Annotated in this window: 11 protein-coding genes and 2 pseudogenes; 3 read left to right on the top strand and 10 right to left on the bottom strand. The window is 46.9% G+C overall.

Annotated elements, in window-relative coordinates; all coding sequences use genetic code 11:
• Position 1 precedes the first annotated feature (1 nt).
• Positions 2–1,615 (bottom strand): xylulokinase, encoded by a 1,614-nt coding sequence (locus BN1546_RS11680; protein WP_090737571.1) that lies wholly within the window; start codon positions 1,613–1,615, stop codon positions 2–4.
• Between the two features lie 289 nt (positions 1,616–1,904).
• Here BN1546_RS11680 and BN1546_RS11675 point away from each other — a divergent pair, with 289 nt between their 5' ends.
• From BN1546_RS11675 to BN1546_RS11665, 3 genes are all read left to right on the top strand, one after another.
• A complete protein-coding gene (locus tag BN1546_RS11675; protein WP_090737569.1) occupies positions 1,905–2,993 on the top strand; it encodes a GntR family transcriptional regulator in 1,089 nt (362 codons plus the stop codon).
• A gap of 166 nt (positions 2,994–3,159) precedes the next feature.
• Positions 3,160–5,154 (top strand): serine hydrolase, encoded by a 1,995-nt coding sequence (locus BN1546_RS11670; protein WP_090737568.1) that lies wholly within the window; start codon positions 3,160–3,162, stop codon positions 5,152–5,154.
• A gap of 207 nt (positions 5,155–5,361) precedes the next feature.
• Positions 5,362–5,742 carry a hypothetical protein gene (locus BN1546_RS11665; protein ID WP_090737566.1) on the top strand — a complete coding sequence of 127 codons (381 nt, stop codon included), beginning with the start codon at positions 5,362–5,364 and terminating at the stop codon, positions 5,740–5,742.
• A gap of 67 nt (positions 5,743–5,809) precedes the next feature.
• Here BN1546_RS11665 and BN1546_RS11660 read toward each other — a convergent pair whose 3' ends face one another.
• The 9 genes and pseudogenes from BN1546_RS11660 to BN1546_RS11620 all read right to left on the bottom strand — a co-directional run bounded on the left by BN1546_RS11660 (position 5,810) and on the right by BN1546_RS11620 (position 19,875).
• The gene (locus tag BN1546_RS11660; RefSeq protein ID WP_090737564.1) at positions 5,810–6,346 is read right to left on the bottom strand and encodes a hypothetical protein; all 537 of its coding nucleotides are present in this window, start codon (positions 6,344–6,346) and stop codon (positions 5,810–5,812) included.
• Between the two features lie 142 nt (positions 6,347–6,488).
• Positions 6,489–7,130 (bottom strand): hypothetical protein, encoded by a 642-nt coding sequence (locus BN1546_RS11655; protein ID WP_090737562.1) that lies wholly within the window; start codon positions 7,128–7,130, stop codon positions 6,489–6,491.
• A gap of 51 nt (positions 7,131–7,181) precedes the next feature.
• Positions 7,182–7,741: pseudogene (locus BN1546_RS11650) on the bottom strand (DUF4303 domain-containing protein).
• Between the two features lie 197 nt (positions 7,742–7,938).
• Positions 7,939–8,511, bottom strand: coding sequence for a uracil-DNA glycosylase (locus BN1546_RS11645; RefSeq protein WP_090739147.1), 573 nt, complete (start codon positions 8,509–8,511; stop codon positions 7,939–7,941).
• A 201-nt stretch (positions 8,512–8,712) separates the two neighbouring features.
• The gene (locus tag BN1546_RS11640) at positions 8,713–9,492 is read right to left on the bottom strand and encodes a class B sortase (RefSeq protein WP_090737560.1); all 780 of its coding nucleotides are present in this window, start codon (positions 9,490–9,492) and stop codon (positions 8,713–8,715) included.
• Between the two features lie 19 nt (positions 9,493–9,511).
• The gene (locus BN1546_RS11635) at positions 9,512–15,652 is read right to left on the bottom strand and encodes a DUF7601 domain-containing protein (RefSeq protein ID WP_369690578.1); all 6,141 of its coding nucleotides are present in this window, start codon (positions 15,650–15,652) and stop codon (positions 9,512–9,514) included.
• Between the two features lie 673 nt (positions 15,653–16,325).
• The gene (locus BN1546_RS11630) at positions 16,326–17,099 is read right to left on the bottom strand and encodes a BBE domain-containing protein (RefSeq protein WP_090737558.1); all 774 of its coding nucleotides are present in this window, start codon (positions 17,097–17,099) and stop codon (positions 16,326–16,328) included.
• A 173-nt stretch (positions 17,100–17,272) separates the two neighbouring features.
• Positions 17,273–19,236: pseudogene (locus BN1546_RS11625) on the bottom strand (GTP-binding protein).
• A 225-nt stretch (positions 19,237–19,461) separates the two neighbouring features.
• Complete coding sequence (locus tag BN1546_RS11620; RefSeq protein ID WP_255305314.1) at positions 19,462–19,875, bottom strand: AAA domain-containing protein; 414 nt, start codon at positions 19,873–19,875, stop codon at positions 19,462–19,464.
• Positions 19,876–19,889: the final 14 nt, after the last annotated feature.

Below are 19,889 nucleotides of genomic sequence, written 5' to 3'. Positions count from 1 at the left end.
GTCAATTCCTCCAGTTTTCCACTAGATTATCTACAGCAGCCTGCTCAATCGCCAGGCCTTGTGTGTAGCGTTCTAGGAATGTTTCGAATCCCTTAACATCGGAACGGTCAGGATGAATTTCTTGTCCCTCAACATCTCTGAATACTTTTTGATCGAGGAAGTCTTCCAGACTTTCTTGTTGATCCTTGTTCATCATGTAAGAAGCCAGAATAGCCATACCCCACGCTCCGCCTTCTCCAGCTGTTGCCATCACGGATACCGGAACATCCATGGCTGCCGCAACAATCTTTTGTCCGACGATAGGGGTTTTAAATAAACCACCGTGAGCCAGAATGCTGTCAATTGCGACGTTTTCTTTCTTTGTCAGAATATCCATCCCGATTTTCAGAGCAGCAAACGCAGTGAACAGATGAGTACGCATGAAATTGGCCAAATTGAAACGGCTCTCAGGGGAGCGGACAAACAATGGCCGGCCTTTCTCTATTCCGGTGATATTCTCTCCTGACAAATAGCCGTAGCTAAGTAAGCCGCCGCCATCTGGGTCTGCTTCCAAAGCCTTGTTCAGCAACACACTGAATAATTGATTTGGATCCGCCTTTTGCCCCATGGCCTCATAGAACTCACGGAACAAGCCCAGCCAAGCATTCAGATCACTTGAACAGTTGTTGGCATGAACCATTCCGACCGGATTACCATTCGGTGTGGTCACCAGATCAATTTCCGGATATACCGCTGAAAGGTCCTTCTCTAATACAATCATCGCAAAAACCGAGGTTCCCACAGACACGTTGCCGGTACGTTTTCTCACACTATTCGTAGCGACCATTCCTGTTCCCGCATCACCTTCTGGAGGACAAAGCGGAATACCTGGTTGTAAATCGCCAGATTTATCTAAGATTTTGGCTCCCGTTGCGGTTAGTACACCTGCCTGCTCGCCCGAGATATGAACTTTAGGAATAATGTCTTGTAACTTCCAATCGTAGCCTTTGGCTGCAACGAGTTCATCAAACTGCTTAACCATCGACTCGTTATAATCATGTGTAGTCTCATCAATTGGGAAAATACCCGAAGCGTCTCCGATACCAATTGCTTTGTTGCCAGTCAGCAGCCAGTGGATATATCCAGCCAACGTCGTCATAAAATCAATATGAGGAACGTGTTGTTCTTCGTTCAATATCGCTTGATACAAGTGAGCAATACTCCATCGCTCAGGAATGTTGAATTGGAATTTATCAGTTAAAGCTTTTGCTGCAGCCCCGGTTGTCGCATTCCGCCAAGTCCGGAACGGAACAAGCAACTCACCCTTGCTGTCAAAAGCCATATATCCGTGCATCATTGCAGAGAATCCTATAGAACCAACCGTATGAAGGGTGACTCCATATTTTTGTTCAACCTCTTGTTTCATTTCACTATAAGCCTCTTGCAGACCCGTAATGATAGTCTCTAAGTTGTACGTCCAATATCCGTCTACCAAGAGGTTTTCCCACTCATAGCTTCCAGATGCGATTGTTTCAAAACGATGATCAATCAGTACTGCCTTGATACGTGTGGATCCAAATTCGATACCAAGTGAGGTTTCTCCCTTAGTAATCGCTTGTTTAATGTCTTGATCCATGCTCACGTTACTCCTCTCTCTGAACAACTGTTATAACTGCAATAATCAAAGAAGGCGCTTTCTTTTGTTTACAGCCTTAGTATATTTTTTGTGCGTACATTTGTCAACACGAAAACATAGTTATGCCTACAAATAGTATGATGAACCGAGTATTTTTCTATTTTATCTTTAGTATTTATACAGATAGGACAATAGATTATAATAAACTCATAATTATGCTAAAATATGTACATACAAATATTATGGATACATCAATTAGTATTAGAACAACTTGGAAAGAAGGAATAAAGTGAAACCAAAGTATCAGGTTATCCTTGAGGATATAAAAAGCAACATTCTTTCAGGAGCATACAGCGTAGGAGAACAAATTCCAACGGAATTGGCTTTGCAGGATAAGTATAAAGTTAGTCGCCAGACGGTTCGCAAGGCTATTTTAGAACTATCCAACGAAGGTTTTTTAAGAAGTGAAAAGGGATCGGGCACCTATGTCAGCAACCAATTTCGATCAAAAACCGGTGGGAATTCCAGCAATAAAACCATCGGAGTCATCACGACTTACATCTCTGATTACATCTTCCCCTCTATTATTCGCGGGATTGAAGCCAGATTAAATGAAGATAATTATTCATTACTATTAGCGAGCACCAATAATGATGTCGCACAGGAAAAGAAAGCTTTGGAGATGATGTTGTCCTTTGGTGTAGACGGTTTGATCATTGAGCCTACAAAGAGCAATCTATATAATCCCAATATCGCTTACTACCTGACGTTCAAGGAACAGGATGTTCCATTCATCATGATTAATGCTTATTATGAAGAGTTGGAGGTTCCCTTCTTTTGCCTCGATGACGTACAATCCAGCTATCTGGCAACCAAAGAATTGATCGCTAACGGACACACACAGATTGGCATCATTGCTAAAATGGACGATTTACAAGGAAAGTATCGAATGAAGGGCTATATCAAAGCGCTTGGAGAAGCCAAATTACGGTTTCACCCAGAGCAAGTGCTCTCATTCTATACAGAGACAAAGCAGGACCTATCCACCAACTTGAGGAAATTCCTGACCGAACAAAGAGACGATTTAACCGCAATTGTCTGCTATAACGACGAGGTCGGATTAGAAGTTGTACATGTATGCAGACAACTTGGAATATCCGTTCCCGAAGATTTGTCCATAATTGGTCAAGATAATTCCTATATTTCCAAAAATGCGAACATCAAACTCACGACATTGACACACCCACAGGAACAAATGGGCCGTGATGCCGCCGATTGGGTCATTAAGAAACTGCAAGGGAAAAAGGATCTAAGCAACAACACCTATTACCAGCCCGTGTTAATCGAAGGAGAGACAGTAAAGAAGAAACTGAATTGAAAGGGTTCATAGCCCCTTTAAACCTAGTGCCTAATTGTCATATGACACTTTGGAGTGATTTGGTATGGTGGGTGACGAAATGTAACTTGTTGGTATGACAAATCCTTTGCCATACTGGGTTTTGCCGGACAATAAGGCAAAAATACATTTCAAGGAGAAACCATTCATGGAAAAAATGATTTACACCATTCTCGCGGTTCTACTATTATCTACTACGATAACTACCGCATGTATGGCACCCAATGGCGCGTCAGTTGCCGCACCCGTTAACATACCAGTTGCATCTGAAAAGGCTAGCTTGGAGGGGCCGCGAGATGCCAAGGAACTAGAGGCTTTTGCAGATGGTGTTTTTGCGAACAAGATGAAAAAGTTTAATACCGTTGGTTCTAATTTTGTGGTCGTCGCAGGTGGGAAAGTGATACTAAGCAAAGGTTACGGGTATGCCGACAAGGGCAAAAAAATCCCTGTTGATAAAAATACCGTTTTTCAAATCGGCTCTGTTACAAAGTCATTTACTGCATTGGCAGCTATGCAGTTGGTTGATAAAGGGAAAATGGATTTAAAACACGATATCCAAGAGTATTTAGGAGGAATAAAGGTTCCGAATAAAACAGGAAAAAAACTGACGATGTTTGATCTGCTTACATATTCAAGTGGATTTGATGAACCAGATATTCTCATGGAAATGCATCCAGAATACGCGGACAAATATTTTCCAATGAAGAAGTACATTGCATCAGATATGCCAACTGTGGTCAGGCCTCCAGGAGAAGCGTACACTTATGACAATTTTGGTTTCATGCTAGCGGGATATGCAGTAGCAAACGTAACCGGTATGTCATATTCCAAATATATGGAAAAGAATATTTTCAAACCGTTAGGCATGAATTCGACGAGTGTGCGGTTTACCCCCCAATTGTTAAGCAGAATGGCTGCTCACTATGGACCAACAGGTGAACTGATTCCCTTGGACGGGTTTAAACCAACGGAAAAACCTGAAGGCGGTATCGTTTCAACCGCAGATGACATGGCAAAGTACCTCATTATGCACCTGAACAAAGGCAAGTACAAAGGTAAAGAAGTGGTGAGCCCAAAGAGCATAGAGCAAATGCACACATACCAATTATTCCCTGACAAGGAGTTCCCGGTTACAACAATTGGATTCGAAGGCTACTTCAAAGAGAAGATGAATAATCAGCATGTGATTCTAAAAGGAGGGAATGTTACAGGGCATTCTTCCTTGATTGTTATTCTGCCTGAGAAGAATACAGCGATGTACATGTCCTACAATAACGACTCCATGATGAGTCTTGACGTGTATGAAGAATTTATGAATCATTATTATCCGAGAAAATCAGAGGTTCCAAAGTCAACCTACGCGACATTAAGTGAGCAGCAGGCCCAAGACTACGTGGGATTATACCAAAACACGCGTATCGCTGCCTTAAGGACGAAGGTTTCGTATTCGGACGGGAAACTAATAATGGAGACAGGAACATCAGGCAAACATACACTAAAAATGATTCACCCTTTATTATTTGAAGATGAATCAGGTAATAAATTGACGTTTAATAAAAATGAAGCAGGCCATATTGCATATTTGTATTACATGCAGCTCCCAGACCTCGTTGCTTATGCGCAAAAAATAAACATTGATTCACCATTTTCTGATGTACCTGCGGATAGTAAATATATTTCATATATAAACAACCTTAATGCTTTGGAAGTCATGAGCGGAAAGTCAGCCAACCTCTTCGATCCGAAAGGAACGATGACTCAGGGAGAATTCTCAGAAGTGCTACTGCGCGCCCACGGGTGGTATAAACAACCTTTCATGATTGAACCGAATAAGAAGCAGATGATAGCGGGACTACGTAATTATCAGCCTAATTCTCCTATCACTAGACAAATGGCGGCGGTAATGATCCAGAACCTGAAACAGGTTGAGCCTGGAATTAAGGTTAAATTGAGTGGCGAAACGGATGCTTGGGCAGTTAAAGCAGTCACAGCTTTGGTTTCCCAAGGTATCATGGACCCGAATACCAAGATCAATGTAGACGGCTCCATAGACTTCCGCTCCAAACAGCTTTTGAAGCGTCAAGAAGCCAGTGCCTTGTTGGATCAAGCATTTAATTACTATACGTTGCCAATCAGTCACTAATTCAAAAGATTAAATAGAAAAAGTAAAATAATACTCCTAATATACAAAAACGCTACTGACAACGGAACATCAGTAGCGTTTTACATTTTTCGGATTCCTCGTAAATCCGATTTCGGAATGTTCAGGCTCTGCCACGCCATAATTAAATCAAAGGTGAGTCGCAGGTGCCGATCATCTTTTAACCAACATATAGTGAGGGGGAAAATAATGAAAAGCCAATTAAGAAATATTACGGTCGACGGTTATGCCTTCGTTTATTGGTACTCAGGCGGGTCTCGCTTCATCCTAAACCTATCTCCGAAAGAAAATAAAAACATCAAAATTACGTTAATCTTCCAGGCAGACCCTCCTGAAGAAGAGCCTCACACTTCTTGGTCCTTTTATGACATTTCAGCACAAATTAATGGAATGGAAACTGTCATTCATCTGGGTAAACCCAAGCATATCGCTGAAATCATCTCTTACTTGATGGCAAAACGACAAGAGCTTTGGATTCAGGGGAGACCTCAAGTTCTGGATCATGCCTGGGATTTACTAAAAGAAATGGGTTATTGCGAGTTCAAGCCAATCTGGATTAGACAGTGGTAGTCGTAATGGCTTGTGGACTAGCCCCCTCTGACCACCCAAAGGGAGCTTAAAGTCCACAGGTTAACGATTATTCGTTATTCGGCGTGGTCGGACTAGCCGAGGGCATCAAGCCTTTAACGGCGCCGAGAAATGGGCGAATGGACTTGATCATACCGTAGCCCATCTTCACAACCGGGACAAATTTCTGGATCATACCGAACAGCCGTAGGCCGCCGCCGAGCATACCTCCAAGCCCTCCTGCGCCCGCAGTGGCACCGCCAAGTCCACCAAGTCCGCCGAACAGCGAGCCCATCATCGGTAGGAATGCCGACACCTTGGCATCCGGCTTGCGGGAGCGCGAACGGCCAGATGGTTTGCGTGCGCCGCTTCTCCGGTTGCCGAGACGGACGCCTGGGGCATGCGCACCAGCTCTGCGTTTGAGAGATCGGGAATCTTGCTTCCCGGAAGAAGCACGTGGGGGAGCTCCAGCACTCGCAAGTACCAACCCGCCACGATTAACGTCAGTGATGTAGCCGACGTAAGTCTCTCCGTTGTGCAGGGTAACACAGACCGGACGGCCTTGAAACTTCTTAGCCCGTGCACGCATCTCTTTGGATTGTGCCATGGAAGTTCACCTCGCTCACTGATTATAATTCAGTTTACGCCAGGGGCGGGCTGCCTGCTTGTGCGAATGGGGCATACGCACGCCGAAAATCGTTGGATGGGCTCACCGCCGTTCAAGTCCTCCCGAGGGTCCCTACGCTATATCAAGAGAATTGCCAAAAACCTGCTACTGGATGTTGTATCTCAGTCGTCCCCATTTTGGCGAAAATATATAGTGATCCAAAACCAAAAGGATAATTGTAATCCTCCTGAAGCAACGTTTCGGGGTAGCCATCTTCATCTACCTGAAATAAAAAAGAGAGTGATTCCTCCTTCAGCTTCGTAAAATAATAGTCTTCATTTTGAATAAGTCTCGGGTTTCCGCCTACTTTGATCAAAAAAGGCTGATCCATCGATTTTTCGTCATGGCTTAGTTCCCCGTTTGAAATTGTATGCTTTATAAGACCTGGGTTAGTAAACATATCTTTAACGCTTTCAGTCGAAATGGGATGCTCAATCACCTTGATCGAGCAATTAGGATAAATGTTATTTTCCAAATACTCCTCATAGTCTTCAGGGATGAAGACCGAAATCATACTCTCCGGTTTAAAGGGATGGACGAGACTCAAGTAAAAAACATATTTTTGGTTACCTTCGTGAATGAGGTCTTCTTGATCATCAAAAAATTCAGGTGCATTCCCACCGATCCAGCCTGCACTATGTTCGTTCAATAGGGCCGATCCCGCATAATAAAGAATACAATTTGTTCTCTCAACTAAAATATTCTTTTGGTTTTCATTAGGCATTTTACAACTCTCCCTCAAGAAACTTAACGAGGTGCTTAAATGCGAATACCCTTACTCTGTCGCTTCCGCCAGCCATGCTTGCATAGCCGGAGACTCCGCCCGATTCAAACGTAGGACGATTTCGGTATTGATCTCATCTGGCGGCATGACCTCGACAAGGACGCATACAGACTCTCGCAGTTGATTCAAGGCAAATAGGCCTTCATCATCGAGCCTTTTCATCGCTAGCTCCATGGCCTTCAGCCTCGAATCAAATTCACGATTCCATTCGTCAGCTTCAAGTTCCGCAATGGAAGGACGCTCCATAAACAATTTTTAACATCATCGAAGTTCTCATCCCTGAAACAACAGTAGGGTGAATCGGCATAGGACCATTTGATGAGTTCCGCAATCGTTGATCCCGGCGTGCCGCTTTCTTCTCCTTGTCTGGCCGCTTCCCTCTCCAAGGCCTCCCATGACCAGGCGGAGATACTTGGCGCATGTCCCTCTCCAGTCGTAAATAGCGTGCAGTAATAGTAACGTTCGCCATTTTCAAACAGAGTGCGAAAGGACGTCCTAGCCACATCGGCAATCTCTGCCGTCAGCGCCTCTATCTCTTGCGTCGGTTTCATGACATTCGCCCCTTAGCCCCATAAAATATATATCTTATTTCCATTATAAAAATTGTTTGTCCTAAATCTACCTACTTCTTGCCTGAATCCTGGAAATAAGCGCTTAAAAACAGAGTTGGAGAAAAAAATGAAAAAGGGGCTGGCACAACCAGCCTCTCTCCTTTAATATTCTCGTCAATCTATATATCCTGCTTGAGCTAAATCTCTTTCCACTTCTCCTTCAAAGCTTTCAAATCTTCTACGAAGAACCTAAGTAGATTGGGTCGTCTTCTTACTGCAAGCGGGTGATAGGTGAAACTGATGGGCGTACCCTGTAACTCATACCAGGTGCCTCGTAACTCCTTGACACTGGCACCCTCCTTATTAGAGAATATGGCTTCCACTACGACATTACCAAATCCAAATAATACAAGCGGCTGCTTCTGAAAGAGCTGCAACTGTAGATGAGGGAGACACGCGGCTCTAGCCTCGGGTTTATTATAGGCACGCATCGGTCGGCATTTTAGCAAATAGGTGACATAAACATCATTTACGTCTATCCCAGCCTCTCTCATGCCGTATTGTAGTGTTTCTCGGGTACCGCATAAAAACGAATTTCCTTCCCGATCCTCCCGGGCTCCGGGATTATCCAGAATCATCATAAGTGGAGCTTTCGGATTTCCTTCACCCCAGATGACACGATTCCGCTGCTTGGATAGCTCGCAAATTTCACAATGCTCTATACCATTGGGTGCTTGTTCTTCAGGTAAAATTACATAGGGATGATCCATTTCCTTGTCGTGTAGCCCCTTCCTTTCACACACAATGAATCTATTATGCCCACCTCAAGCAAAAACTTGCTAAGGTTCAGCATAACGGGTCCATCGGAAAAAGTAAGGGCAGCTAAACTGGATCAAAAGAAGCGTAAAAAAAATCGCGTCCTCCAGAGAAGAACGCGATATAAACCAGCTTGACTCCGTATTTCAACATCGTCATTTAAGCTTTCGAGCGACCACCGCTAACCGACCGTTTTCGGTCGAGTACTCACACGTAGACAGTACAATAAGCTTGTCACCATAACGGGGGGTTACACCCGTTTCATATAGAGCAAGTTTTTGGATGTTCTGAACGTACGAATCGAACTCGGCGGGCGTACTTACTTTCTCAATCTGGTAGTATTTAAATACATCATCTGATTTGCGATAAACCTGTGACAGAATAACGGCAACAACCTCATACTCTTCCTTTTCATAAAGTGTACTGAACTGGAACGTAGCATGCTCCTTATAGAAGCTTTCTTGCTTATACTTCATCAAATCTTTGAACATCCAGCCGTTTTTCATATGATGTCCGTGAATCAGTAAAATATCGGAACCGTTGATTCGGCTGTGCTCGTCCAAAAAGGGGAGACCGAGTTTGCTCTTCTTTTTATCGAAATCATGATCGAGATAGTACTGCTCATCTTGTGGATTCTGCATAACCGGGTACTCAATTCGGGTGCCGTTAATCTTCAGCCAACCGACGATGTCCGGGTTTCTCTCGTAAAGCTCTCGAAATTCGGGAAGCATGACCGGCTCATTCGCTTTCGTAATCAAAGGGGAGGGGATCGCCTCCCCTCCTCCTTTGTCCGATTGTTCCTCCCAAACTTTTGCTAACTCTTCGATTTTCACTTGATCGGCATAACCCCACAGGAAAATTCTCGCTATATTGGCGAGAGAGAATACCAACACAAGGAAGGAAATGGCGATAAGAACTTTTTTAGTTTTACTCATTTTCTTACCGCCTTTCCGGTTACTGAATATGCTTTTTCTTCTTGCCGCTGAGTAAACAGAATCCAATCGTAATCAAGGATATCAGCGCCAAAACCATATAGAAGATTGGCGATGGACTGCTATCCCCTGTTTTCGGAGCATCGTCCAGCTCGTAATCGCCATTGGCGACTTCATTGTCGACGCTACCGCTTGCGTTGTTGCCTTTGTTGCCTTTGTTGATTTCGTTGTTCACGTTGCCTGCTCCGTTGTTGACGTCGCTTGCTCCGTTGTCGACGTTGCTTGCTCCGTTGTCGACGTTGCTTGCTCCGTTGTTCACGTTGCTTGCTCCGTTGTCGACGTTGCTTGCTCCGTTGTTCACGTTGCTTGCTCCGTTGTTCACGTTGCCCGCTCCGTTGTCGACGTTGCTTGCTCCGTTGTTCACGTTGCTTGTTCCGTTGTTCACGTTGCTCGCTCCGTTGTTCACGTTGCTTGCCCCGTTGTTCACGTTGCCTGCTCCGTCGTCGCTGTTATCGGTACCGCTACTGCCACTGCCGGACCCAGTTCCGCCGCCACTGCCGCCGCTATTGCCGCCACCACCGCCGGAACTTATCGGCTTCAACTGTATATCGTGGCGTACAATGTCGCTTCCGACCGAGATAGTTGGGCTTGTGTACGCATCATACCCGGCTTTGGTTACAACCAGATAGTAATCCGTGTTCGGGAATACCATGTATGCATATGCACCGTTTGCGTCACTGTTCTGACTTGGGCTGGCGTTATCATTCGGTGCAAAGCCCGGAATCGCTGGCAGCGTTACTTTCGTGCCCGGCACGATGCCGCTCGCTGTGTTTCCTGGCGTATCAGCATAATATAGCGTCACTTCAGCGCCTTCAATCACCATGCCGGTTGTTGCATCCGTAATGATGCCATACGGGTCAACGAGCCCCTGGGAAATATTCAATTCCCCGTTGGCCTTCACATCCAGATCCGCTTGAAGGACCGTTAATTCTTGACCTGGCGCCACTTCGTAGCGCACTTCCATTTTGTAAGTCTTCGCGGCTAAACCGTCCGCTGAGAAGACGCCGTTCGACTCTAGGTTGAACGCTTTGGGAGCGCCATTCTTATCCACTACATACTGGTTGCTGGCATCCCGCAAGTAGATGTGCATCTTGCCAGCGAGCTTGCTGTCCAGCAGCGAAGTCTGCCCTTCAGGCTGCTTCAGAAGCACAATACCTACCGCCGTAATATCAGCCGGAACGGTCTCGTCCGTCACACTGCTGTCCACATTTGCTTTTTGCGTGAACTCGACAGGCACATCCTTTCCGCCTACCGGATACCACTTCGTAAATGTGATCGTGTAGTCGGTAGCTGCCTCGGCAATGACCGAATACTCACCCTTCTCATTCGTCTGAATCGTCTGCTTCTCGCCTGTCTTCAGATTGGTCACTGTGATGGACGCATTCGGAATGACTTCTCTTGTGTTGTTGTCACGCAGCACGCCTTCCAGAACTGGAAGCTGGCGGGTATTCACAAAGTGTGCTTCAGCCGCGCTTTTCACCGGAATGGTACCCGTGCGAATGAAACTAGCAGGATCTGTCACATATCCGTCGTCCATATAATTATCTTCGGTCACCGTATATTGGAGATACGTAGGAAGTCCTTCCACAATGAACAGTTCCTCATCTTTAAGCTCAAAGGTATCCCCGCTTTTGATGGTGCCCTTACTGCCGTCCGACTTCTCATAGGAGTAGGAGCCGTTTGCTCCCTCGCCTGTGAAGGTGACCTTGTACTTGAATGCCTTCGTTTTGTTACCGCCATTACCTTGAACCTTGTTGCTGATTAGCAGGCTCCCCGTCATGACTCGCATGTTCTTGAATGGGGCTACTTCATCCTTACCCTTCATGACTCCGGTATAGTACCGCTCTCCAGGAGTAGTCATGTATTCATCGGTTGTGTAGTCTTTCTGGGTAACTGTGTAAGTTAGATTCTTAGGCAGGTCCAAAACATCCAGTGTCTCTCCATCCTTGAGCCGGAGGGTACCGCCGGACTTGATCGAACCTTTGTCGCCGTCCGACTTCACGTAAGAGTAGCTTTCATCCTTACCTGCACCCGCAAAGCTGACGGTGTATTCGAACTCTTTTGTCTTGTCGCCGCCGTTGCCCATGACCGTATTGCTGATGGTCAGCTTGTTGACAACCCGTTCATTAACAAAGTCCGCCTTGTGGTCGCCTTTATTCACAATTGTCCCGGACCATTCTCTCGTCTCCGGATCAGTCGTGTAGCCGTCAACGGTCGTATAATCGCCCTCGGTTACGGTATAAACCAGACCCGCAGGCAATATCGGCAGCATCACAGTTTGTCCGTGCTTGAGGGTAATCTTGTCACCGCTTTTGATCTTGCCATACGTATTATCTGGCTTCTTATAGGTGTACTCTCCGTCCTTGCCTTCGCCGTTGAAGGTCACGGTGTACTCGAACTCTTTGTCCGGGTCGCTGCCGTTGCCTTCCACCTTATTGCTGATGGTCAGCTTGCCTTCGGCCGGTGTAGGAACGATCAGCGGATTGTTCGATTCCACCTTCTGTCCATCAACAAGGACAGGCTTGCCGGGCGCATCGATGACACGTACCCGGTATATCGTAGTCGTAGGCAAGTAAGTGAGGAGATCAATATATGTTTGTTTGAGCAAATAATCCCCTGGCACCTGAATAATGAAATTCGTTTTGCCGTCCGTGCCCGTCGTTTTTTCCACCATTACATTATTTTCTTTATCCCTAGCCGGTGTACCGTCAGGATTGAGCAACTGGAACTTTACATCCTTCAGCGGTGTTATACCGTCGGGACCGACTTTTTTAAGGAAGAGCAGGCCGTTTTCATTGGCACTTCCCGCTACATCGTTCGCGTCCAGCATAATACTGCTCTGCGCTCCGATCGGCGGAAGGGAATCATCGCCCATCAGCTTGATGGAATTCCCAGCTGTTCCCGGCTGCATGCCCTGGGATTCGGTCTGGTAAACGATCTGATAGAACTTGTTCGGATCGACAAAATCAAACCTAAGCGTCGATCCCCCGGTTGCCGGGTCTGTGCCTACGGTGACTTTCACCTCACTATTCGGATCCGCAAGATTCAGCGGTCCTCCGTTACGCTCTAAAGTGCCATCCGGCTTCAACTTGCCGGGATAGACAGCGATGTCGGAAGGTTCGAGGGATAGGCCACCCTCCGCATTTTGGCGCAGCTTCAGACCTTTGGCAAGAGTATCCAGCAGATAAACGCCCGGCTTCATCTCGAACGGAGGTGTGTAATTCACCGTCCATTCCTGTACACCAGAAACAGGCTTTTGCACCGTTTTGCTCAGAGACTGCACAGGTACAATGATTCTGTGAGCTTCGGTAGCACTATACGGCTTGTCTCCCCATTTCATGGAGAACATAGCCTGATTCTCCCCGGCGTTATTATTGCCTAGCTTGTAATTGGCAAGCGCGGCATTGGTTGGACGCGCCTTCACCAGAATGACGTAGGGACTCTCCAGCTTGGAGAAGGTGAAGGTTCCTTCATTGCCATCCTTGATAAAGCTCACCACATGCTGAGGCGTACCCGGCGCAATGACTGAAACGGCCTGTGCATATCTACCACTTCCGCCCTTACCATCGGTTCTATAGCCGGTACCACCTTTATAAAGTCTATAAGCCTCGCCCGGAGCATAATCTACAAACTCCCAGCCTTCCGGCAATACATCCACCAGCTTGATGTCGCTGGCTACACGGGTGCCGCCATCCTTGGCCATCTCCTCCGTATTGAAGCCTGGCATGTTCACCGCCAGCCGGAAGGTGACCGTTCTATCCTTGCGGTCATAGCCTGCCAGGATATAATTGTCAGGACGGGAGTTGTCCATATACCAATTCGGGTCGCTGGCCACGGGCGTTCTTTTCCATATGCTGTCGCTCCATTGGCCTGAATAGTTTCGGTTCCAATCGGCTGCAACCCCCTCTAAACCCGCCGTGTTCGCATACAGCATCTCCTTGTTCAGCATCCGCACAAGGTTCGAGGTGTTGGCTTCGGCGCGACTCACATAATCGTCACCGTCGAAGAGCAGTCCCCGGTTGCTCCATGTGTTTCCAGCGTTATCCTGGCGGAACAGGTTATTCGGGTTGGTAGTGACAGACTCAAAGGAAACGCTCCCTGGTACATCTCCTTTGTACCCGGTAACTTTGATAAGGTCTGCCACCCGCTCGCCGTTCACCGTCAAGGGGATCACTTCACCATTCAACCCATTGCTCACAGTCAACGTATTCTCGCGGTATTTTTGCCAAAGCTGCTTGGTGTCGATCTGGCTCTTGATTGCTTCCAGAGTTGTCGACGTTACCTTAGGATTGGCATCCAGATTATTCAGTACATCGAGAGAATCGCCGTGAACCAGCAAATCATAGACGACTGGAGCATCCAGATTGTACTGCAGCGTCAAGTTTATCGTCCACTTGGTACCTGCGACGTTGTGCAGCGCGGTGGTTGTGGTCGCACTTTTCGTGAAGGCATGTGCGCCAATTCGAACCTGTGCAGTGTCAACAACGGCAGCAGGAGCGACCCAGCCGGTTGCATCGTTGTTCTGGATGGCAGTTCCTCCATCCTTCACATCCAATTCCCAGTTTGCGCGCGCTTTGTAATCGAAGATTGACTTGCTGCTGTCTGTCACCTTCGTCACAACTGTCATATAGAGGGGCCCGTCCAGATTCCCGCCGATGGCGGTTCCGATCTCGTACTCCCCTGCGGCGTTACGGGTAATTGGGGTATCCGTACCGCTGTCCCCATTCTTATAGGTTGCGGAAACAAACTCCGTCCCGTCGGGCAGGACGTCTGTAATCTTAACGTTCTGCAAGCCGGTTCTGGACAGTACACCGTTATTGTTAATCCTTTTGTTGACCTCAACCGTCCACGTGATGAGCGTATCGTTTCCACTCTTGCCCGGCTTGCCGCTCGCCGCAATCCAGTTGGGGCGTATAGCAATCCGATGGGTATTTGATGAAGCCTTCACATCGGTAGCGTCACCCAAAAGCTTTGCGGTATTATCAATGCGGTTCCATCCATACTGATCAGCAAAATTTCCATTCTTTTCGTAGTAATAACTATTCTTAGGAATCCACGTTTTGAAAGTAATAGTCGCCGTGCTTTTGACGTTATCTACAGTGGATACGTCTGGGAACTTGTAGAAAAGTGTGCGATCAGCAGCATAATCAGGATCTGCCGCATTTCCATCCACAGTGAAGGACCCAGGCACATATACACCGACGGTTGCAAGCTCATCAGAGAAAGTCAACCCGTCCAGCCGCATGGGGATGGTCTTATCGTCCGTGTCAGTTGCAGTTACTACCGCTCGCCACGTAATGGTACCCTCTTGAAAAGAAGGGCTGTTAATCCCACTGTCATAGCCGCCGTTGCTTAAGGAGCCTACAGTAATGGTATACTCGGGCACCAAATCCGAGTTTTTAAACTTATAACCATCTCCAAAAATGGTCGTATCCCCGCCACCGCCAGGGGTCTGATCTGCTGCTCTAGCAGCAGCGGAAAAGCCGATTTTGACGTCGCGTCTACTGCCATCATATACTCCTGTGCCGTCAAACGTAATTTTGATAGAATCGGCAAAAAACTGGACGGTAGCAATTTTTAGTCCGCCCTGATTAATTGGCATAGGAGCTGTAGGCGCCAAATTCACACCAGGGAAGTAGGTCGCCTTATCCAGGACGGCATAATCCCCCTGCTGAATCACACTTTCGGGCGGAGCATTGAGATCGTCGCCCTTGGTCGGCACAGCGATACTATCCAGTTCAAGGGTAAAATTCTCCCGGCCGTTAATCTCGCCCCCTGCCGGAACCACAGCTTCAGGGTTACCCTGCTTCACTGTAAGCTTGAACGTCGGATTGGCGTTCGCCAGCACCGCCGTTTTGTCCGTCAGATTTGCCGTCAACGCCGTGAAAGTGAGCAGCGGAGCGTACACCGCCTCAGTTGCCGACGACGGTTGGTCTGGCGCGCCGTACACCGCCTCAGATACCGAAGGCGATTCAGCCGCATTCTGCGAGCCGGATTCGTCATCCGCATATGCAGCAGCAGGGAATACCACTGTCTGCAAGACAAGCAAAACTGCCAGGCAGAAAGATAGCATAGTTTTACCTAAACTGCTTTTTTGTTTCAATACGAAAATCTCCTCCATTTCTAAATTTTTTTGGGAGCGGCCAGTAACTTTTTCCCTTCATCTTTGGTCATCTTCGCCGCTTACAACAGAAAGTTACCAAATTCGCCATATTTATATGGCGTGTCCGATCATTATAATATAGAGACCTAGACAAATTCTAAACAATTGCCAGACTTTAGACCCGATTTGATACAAGTCTAAGGAACTATACATAGTAAGCTAGACATGGATTCCTCCCTTCTTCATTTCTCATATTACCTCCCTCTGATGCTGCATCCACCAGTACTATGAGATTTTTAATAGACTGCGTATGGTAAGATTGACCATTCCTATTTATCGGATTTTTATTAATTAAAATTTAATATTTTTAAGTTCAAGGATCCTTTCATTGGCTAAAAGTAATACTCTTGACCTAAGAGTCCTCATTCAAAAAATCTGTAAATAAAACATAAATATATTTATCATATACAAACTATGTAATCTTCCTTCCAAGTTGGTAAGTGTATTGGGAAATTACTTTTTCACATACCAAAGGAGTCTAAAATCGCTTGCGAAAGTTCAACTTTTTCGGCGTCTCTTAGGAACGGTTCAGCTTATCGTCGCTATCAGCTAAATTGCTAAAGGAGCTGCCGCCGGCAGCTCCTTGTTTTAATTCGATCTGGTGTGCGTATTGTTATTTTCTGACCTGTTTACCCACTGGAATACTCTGAGCAAAACGAAACACATTATGAGGATCGTACTTTCGTTTCACCTGCTTCAATCTGCCAAAGTTCTCGCCATAATACGCCTTGGGCCAGTTCTTAATCTGCAGATCGGGGAAATTCACATAATCCCCTTTAACAAAGGGACGCAACGCTCTGCGGAACCTTTCCACCCACTGAATATTCCGCTCCTGCTCCCCGTTGTTTCTCCAGCGGGCTGACAGTTCGTAGATTATCTCAGCCTTCCGATGAGGATAGGCCGTTGCAGTAGGCGATACTCGACTTACCGCGCTTCCTGCACCACCTAAGCTCTGACTCCACACGCTAGAATGCCGGTTGGGTGCTTTGGCTAAAAAGTCGCGTATAATTCGTACTCCTTCAGGCGGCAAAGGTTGGAATCCGTAGGCCCCGGTTATTTTAAACTTTGGTTCTAAATTCAGGTCCGATTCGGCAAAAAAATGGGTTGCTTCAATAAAAGGTACTGTCTTCACCATCACCTTCACCGGAGTGCCTGCTCGCCAGAGCGGTCTAATCAATCGACGCAGCTCCTCTGCACCGCCAAGCAATTGCCCAGTAGATACAATGGTTCCTACCTGCTTTGCAGCCACCTCAATGGTTGAGGTTAAGCTTGGAAATTTGGAAAAGCGCCTATTGAACTCCATTCTGGCCGTATTGTATGACGGATTACCCGGAAGTACGATCCTTCCGGTTAATCGTGTACTTTTCTTTTGCAACTTTTGTGCCATTTACTTTACACCATCCCCGCTCATGACATAAGCCTTTCTCATCAGCTTATTTCTATGTAGGGACACCTGTCCTAGTAACGGCGACTGCCCAGTTTATATTGTAAAAGTAGCACAGCATTAAATTTACTACTCACGATAATTTCTTAGTTGCTTAGTTTCCTAATAAAGATCATTCAGGGTTCTAATTCAAGGTGCATCTTGGCTTCCGCCTCATCCCATGGCACCGAGTAACCCGCCCCTTGGCGCAAAAGATGGAGGAGGAGGTATACAGTGGGTCTGCCCCTTTGCAGTAGCCCATCCGCTCTATAACTTCCTCCGTATTATGGCAGCGGTCGTAGCCGCTGAACACGCAGCGGATACTGCCTCGTCCATGCGTGAAGGATGCGAATTCGGCACTGTAGTTCATGAAAGTTGATACAGGCACCCTGCCCGTGACCACCGCTTGCGTTCCGACTGTCTGCGGTGGATTAAAAATACCTGAAGCACGCTGAATATCGGACAGCACCCTGCCCATTTCATCGATATTAACCTTGATTTTGAAATCGTAATAAGGCTCCAGCAGCACGTTGTCCGCCTTCTCCAGACCCTGCCGTAGTGCTCGAAAGGCAGCCTCACGAAAATCACCGCCATGGGTATGTTCTTTATGCGCGCGGCCCTTCAGTAGCGTAATGTTCACGTCGGTGACCGGCATGCCGGTCAGCAGTCCGTGATGCTCCCGTTCGTAGAGATGATTCCGAATCAGATTTTGATAGCTGACATTCAGATCATCGGCATGACATCTGCTATCGAACATGATGCCGTTGCCCCGTTCTCCCGGTTCAATCAGCAGATGCACTTCCGCATAATGCCTGAGCGGTTCGAAGTGGCCGTACCCTTTTACAGCCGATTGGATCGTTTCCTTATACAAGATTTCCGGCTGTCCAAAAGAGATAGCCAAGCCAAACCGCTCTCTAACAAGCTGCTCCAGCACTTCCAGTTGAATCAATCCCATGACGCGGATAGAAATCTCCTGCAATTTCTCATCCCAAACGACGTTCAGAGACGGCTCCTCCGCCTCCAGCGTGCGAAAGGCACCGAGCACCTTCTGTACATGTAGCGAATTGTCGAATAGTACCTTCGATTGTAACGTTGGCTCCGAATCGTAAGCTAACTTATCTGATATCGACCCCAGGCCTTGTCCGGCCTCGGCGGCGGACAATCCGGTAACCGCAAACAAATCGCCGGCTTCTACTTGTTCCACCGGCTGCGATTTAAGGCCGTTAAACAAGAAGAGCCGCGTAATTTTTTCGTCATACTGAACCCCGCCGCTCTCGTAACTAAGCTGTTCTCTCACCTTCAGCCGACCCCCCAGCGCCTTAATGAATGTGAGTCTCGCTCCGCCTGCATCGTGCCGAATTTTATAAACCCGCCCCTGGAACGAAGCATTCTCATCATAAGTGGTTGTCGCCAGCAGATGCAGTTGATCCAGAAATTCAATGACGCCTGTATCCTGAAGCGCAGAGCCGTAAGCACAGGGGAAGAGAAGACCCGCCGCTATCATCCTCTGCAAAGCCTCCAGCCAGAAGCCGGAATCCTCTCTCCCCTCCAGGAATGCTTCCAACAGGGCTTCGTCCCGCTCCGCCATGGCCTCCCGCAGCGGCTCGCCGACTATGCCGTCAGTAAAGCTCTGTGTAATGCAGCATACTTCCCCCGTCAACTGCTGACGGATATCCGCCTCGGTTCTGCCTGCATCCGCGCCGATCCGATCTGTCTTGTTGATAAAGAAGAACGTCGGAATCCGATGCTTGCGCAGCAGCTGCCAGACCGTCTCCGTATGACCCTGGACACCTTCAACTGCGCTTACAATCAGGATGGCATAATCAATGACCTGAATCACCCGCTCCATCTCCGGGGAGAAATCGACGTGTCCGGGTGTGTCTATTATGTAATAGCTATCTCCCTTATATTCTATTACCGCCTGATCTGCGAACACCGTAATGCCCCTTGCCCGCTCGATGTCGTGGCTGTCCAGAAACGCATCCTGATGATCCACCCGCCCCCGCGATCGGATACTGTTCGTATGGTACAGCAGCTGTTCCGCAAAAGTTGTCTTACCTGCATCCACATGGGCGAACAGGCCAATCGTTAGTCGCTTCATAGAACCCCACTTTCAACGCTTCTTGTTGATACTGCTCATTTTATTAAAGCATAGAAATCGGGAGAGTGGGTAGGAGTTGGTTTTGAGATAGGGTCTTTTTTCATAGACGGAAGATAAAAATAACCAATTGCATTTATACTGAACGATTTCTCCAGATTAAAATATAATTAATATACTATTAAAGGAAACTACCCTTCGAATCTCCTCCAACTTGGAGAACTTCGCCTAACCATCATTCCCGACCTTATTATTGTTATAGTCGTCAATAATTGACATCGTTTTATTTGCCACTTCACTACCGAGTGAGGCATACAATTTCTTATCGCCAATCACATAAAATTCTTCTTTAGCTCGCGTCGCTGCAACATTCATCATATTGGGATCAGAGACAGCCCATCTTGCTGCCCCACTGCTATCAGAGTCGGCGCCAAGAACAAAGTAGACGACCTTGGCTTCTTTCCCTTGAAAAGTATGAACTGTACCAATATTCGTTGTCTTCCCGTTTTCTCGTTTTGTGAATTTAATTTCGTCTAAAACCTGAACAAGCTTATAAGCCACATTTCTAAATGGGGTGATCACATAGATTTCATTCGCTAAATCCGGATCTTCCTGCAAACGTTTATCAATCATTTTTTTCAATAAATCTATCGATT

It is taken from the genome of Paenibacillus sp. Mc5Re-14, from assembly GCF_001049835.1.
Classification (GTDB): domain Bacteria; phylum Bacillota; class Bacilli; order Paenibacillales; family Paenibacillaceae; genus Paenibacillus; species Paenibacillus polymyxa_C.
This window is presented reverse-complemented; position numbering and strand designations above follow the sequence as displayed.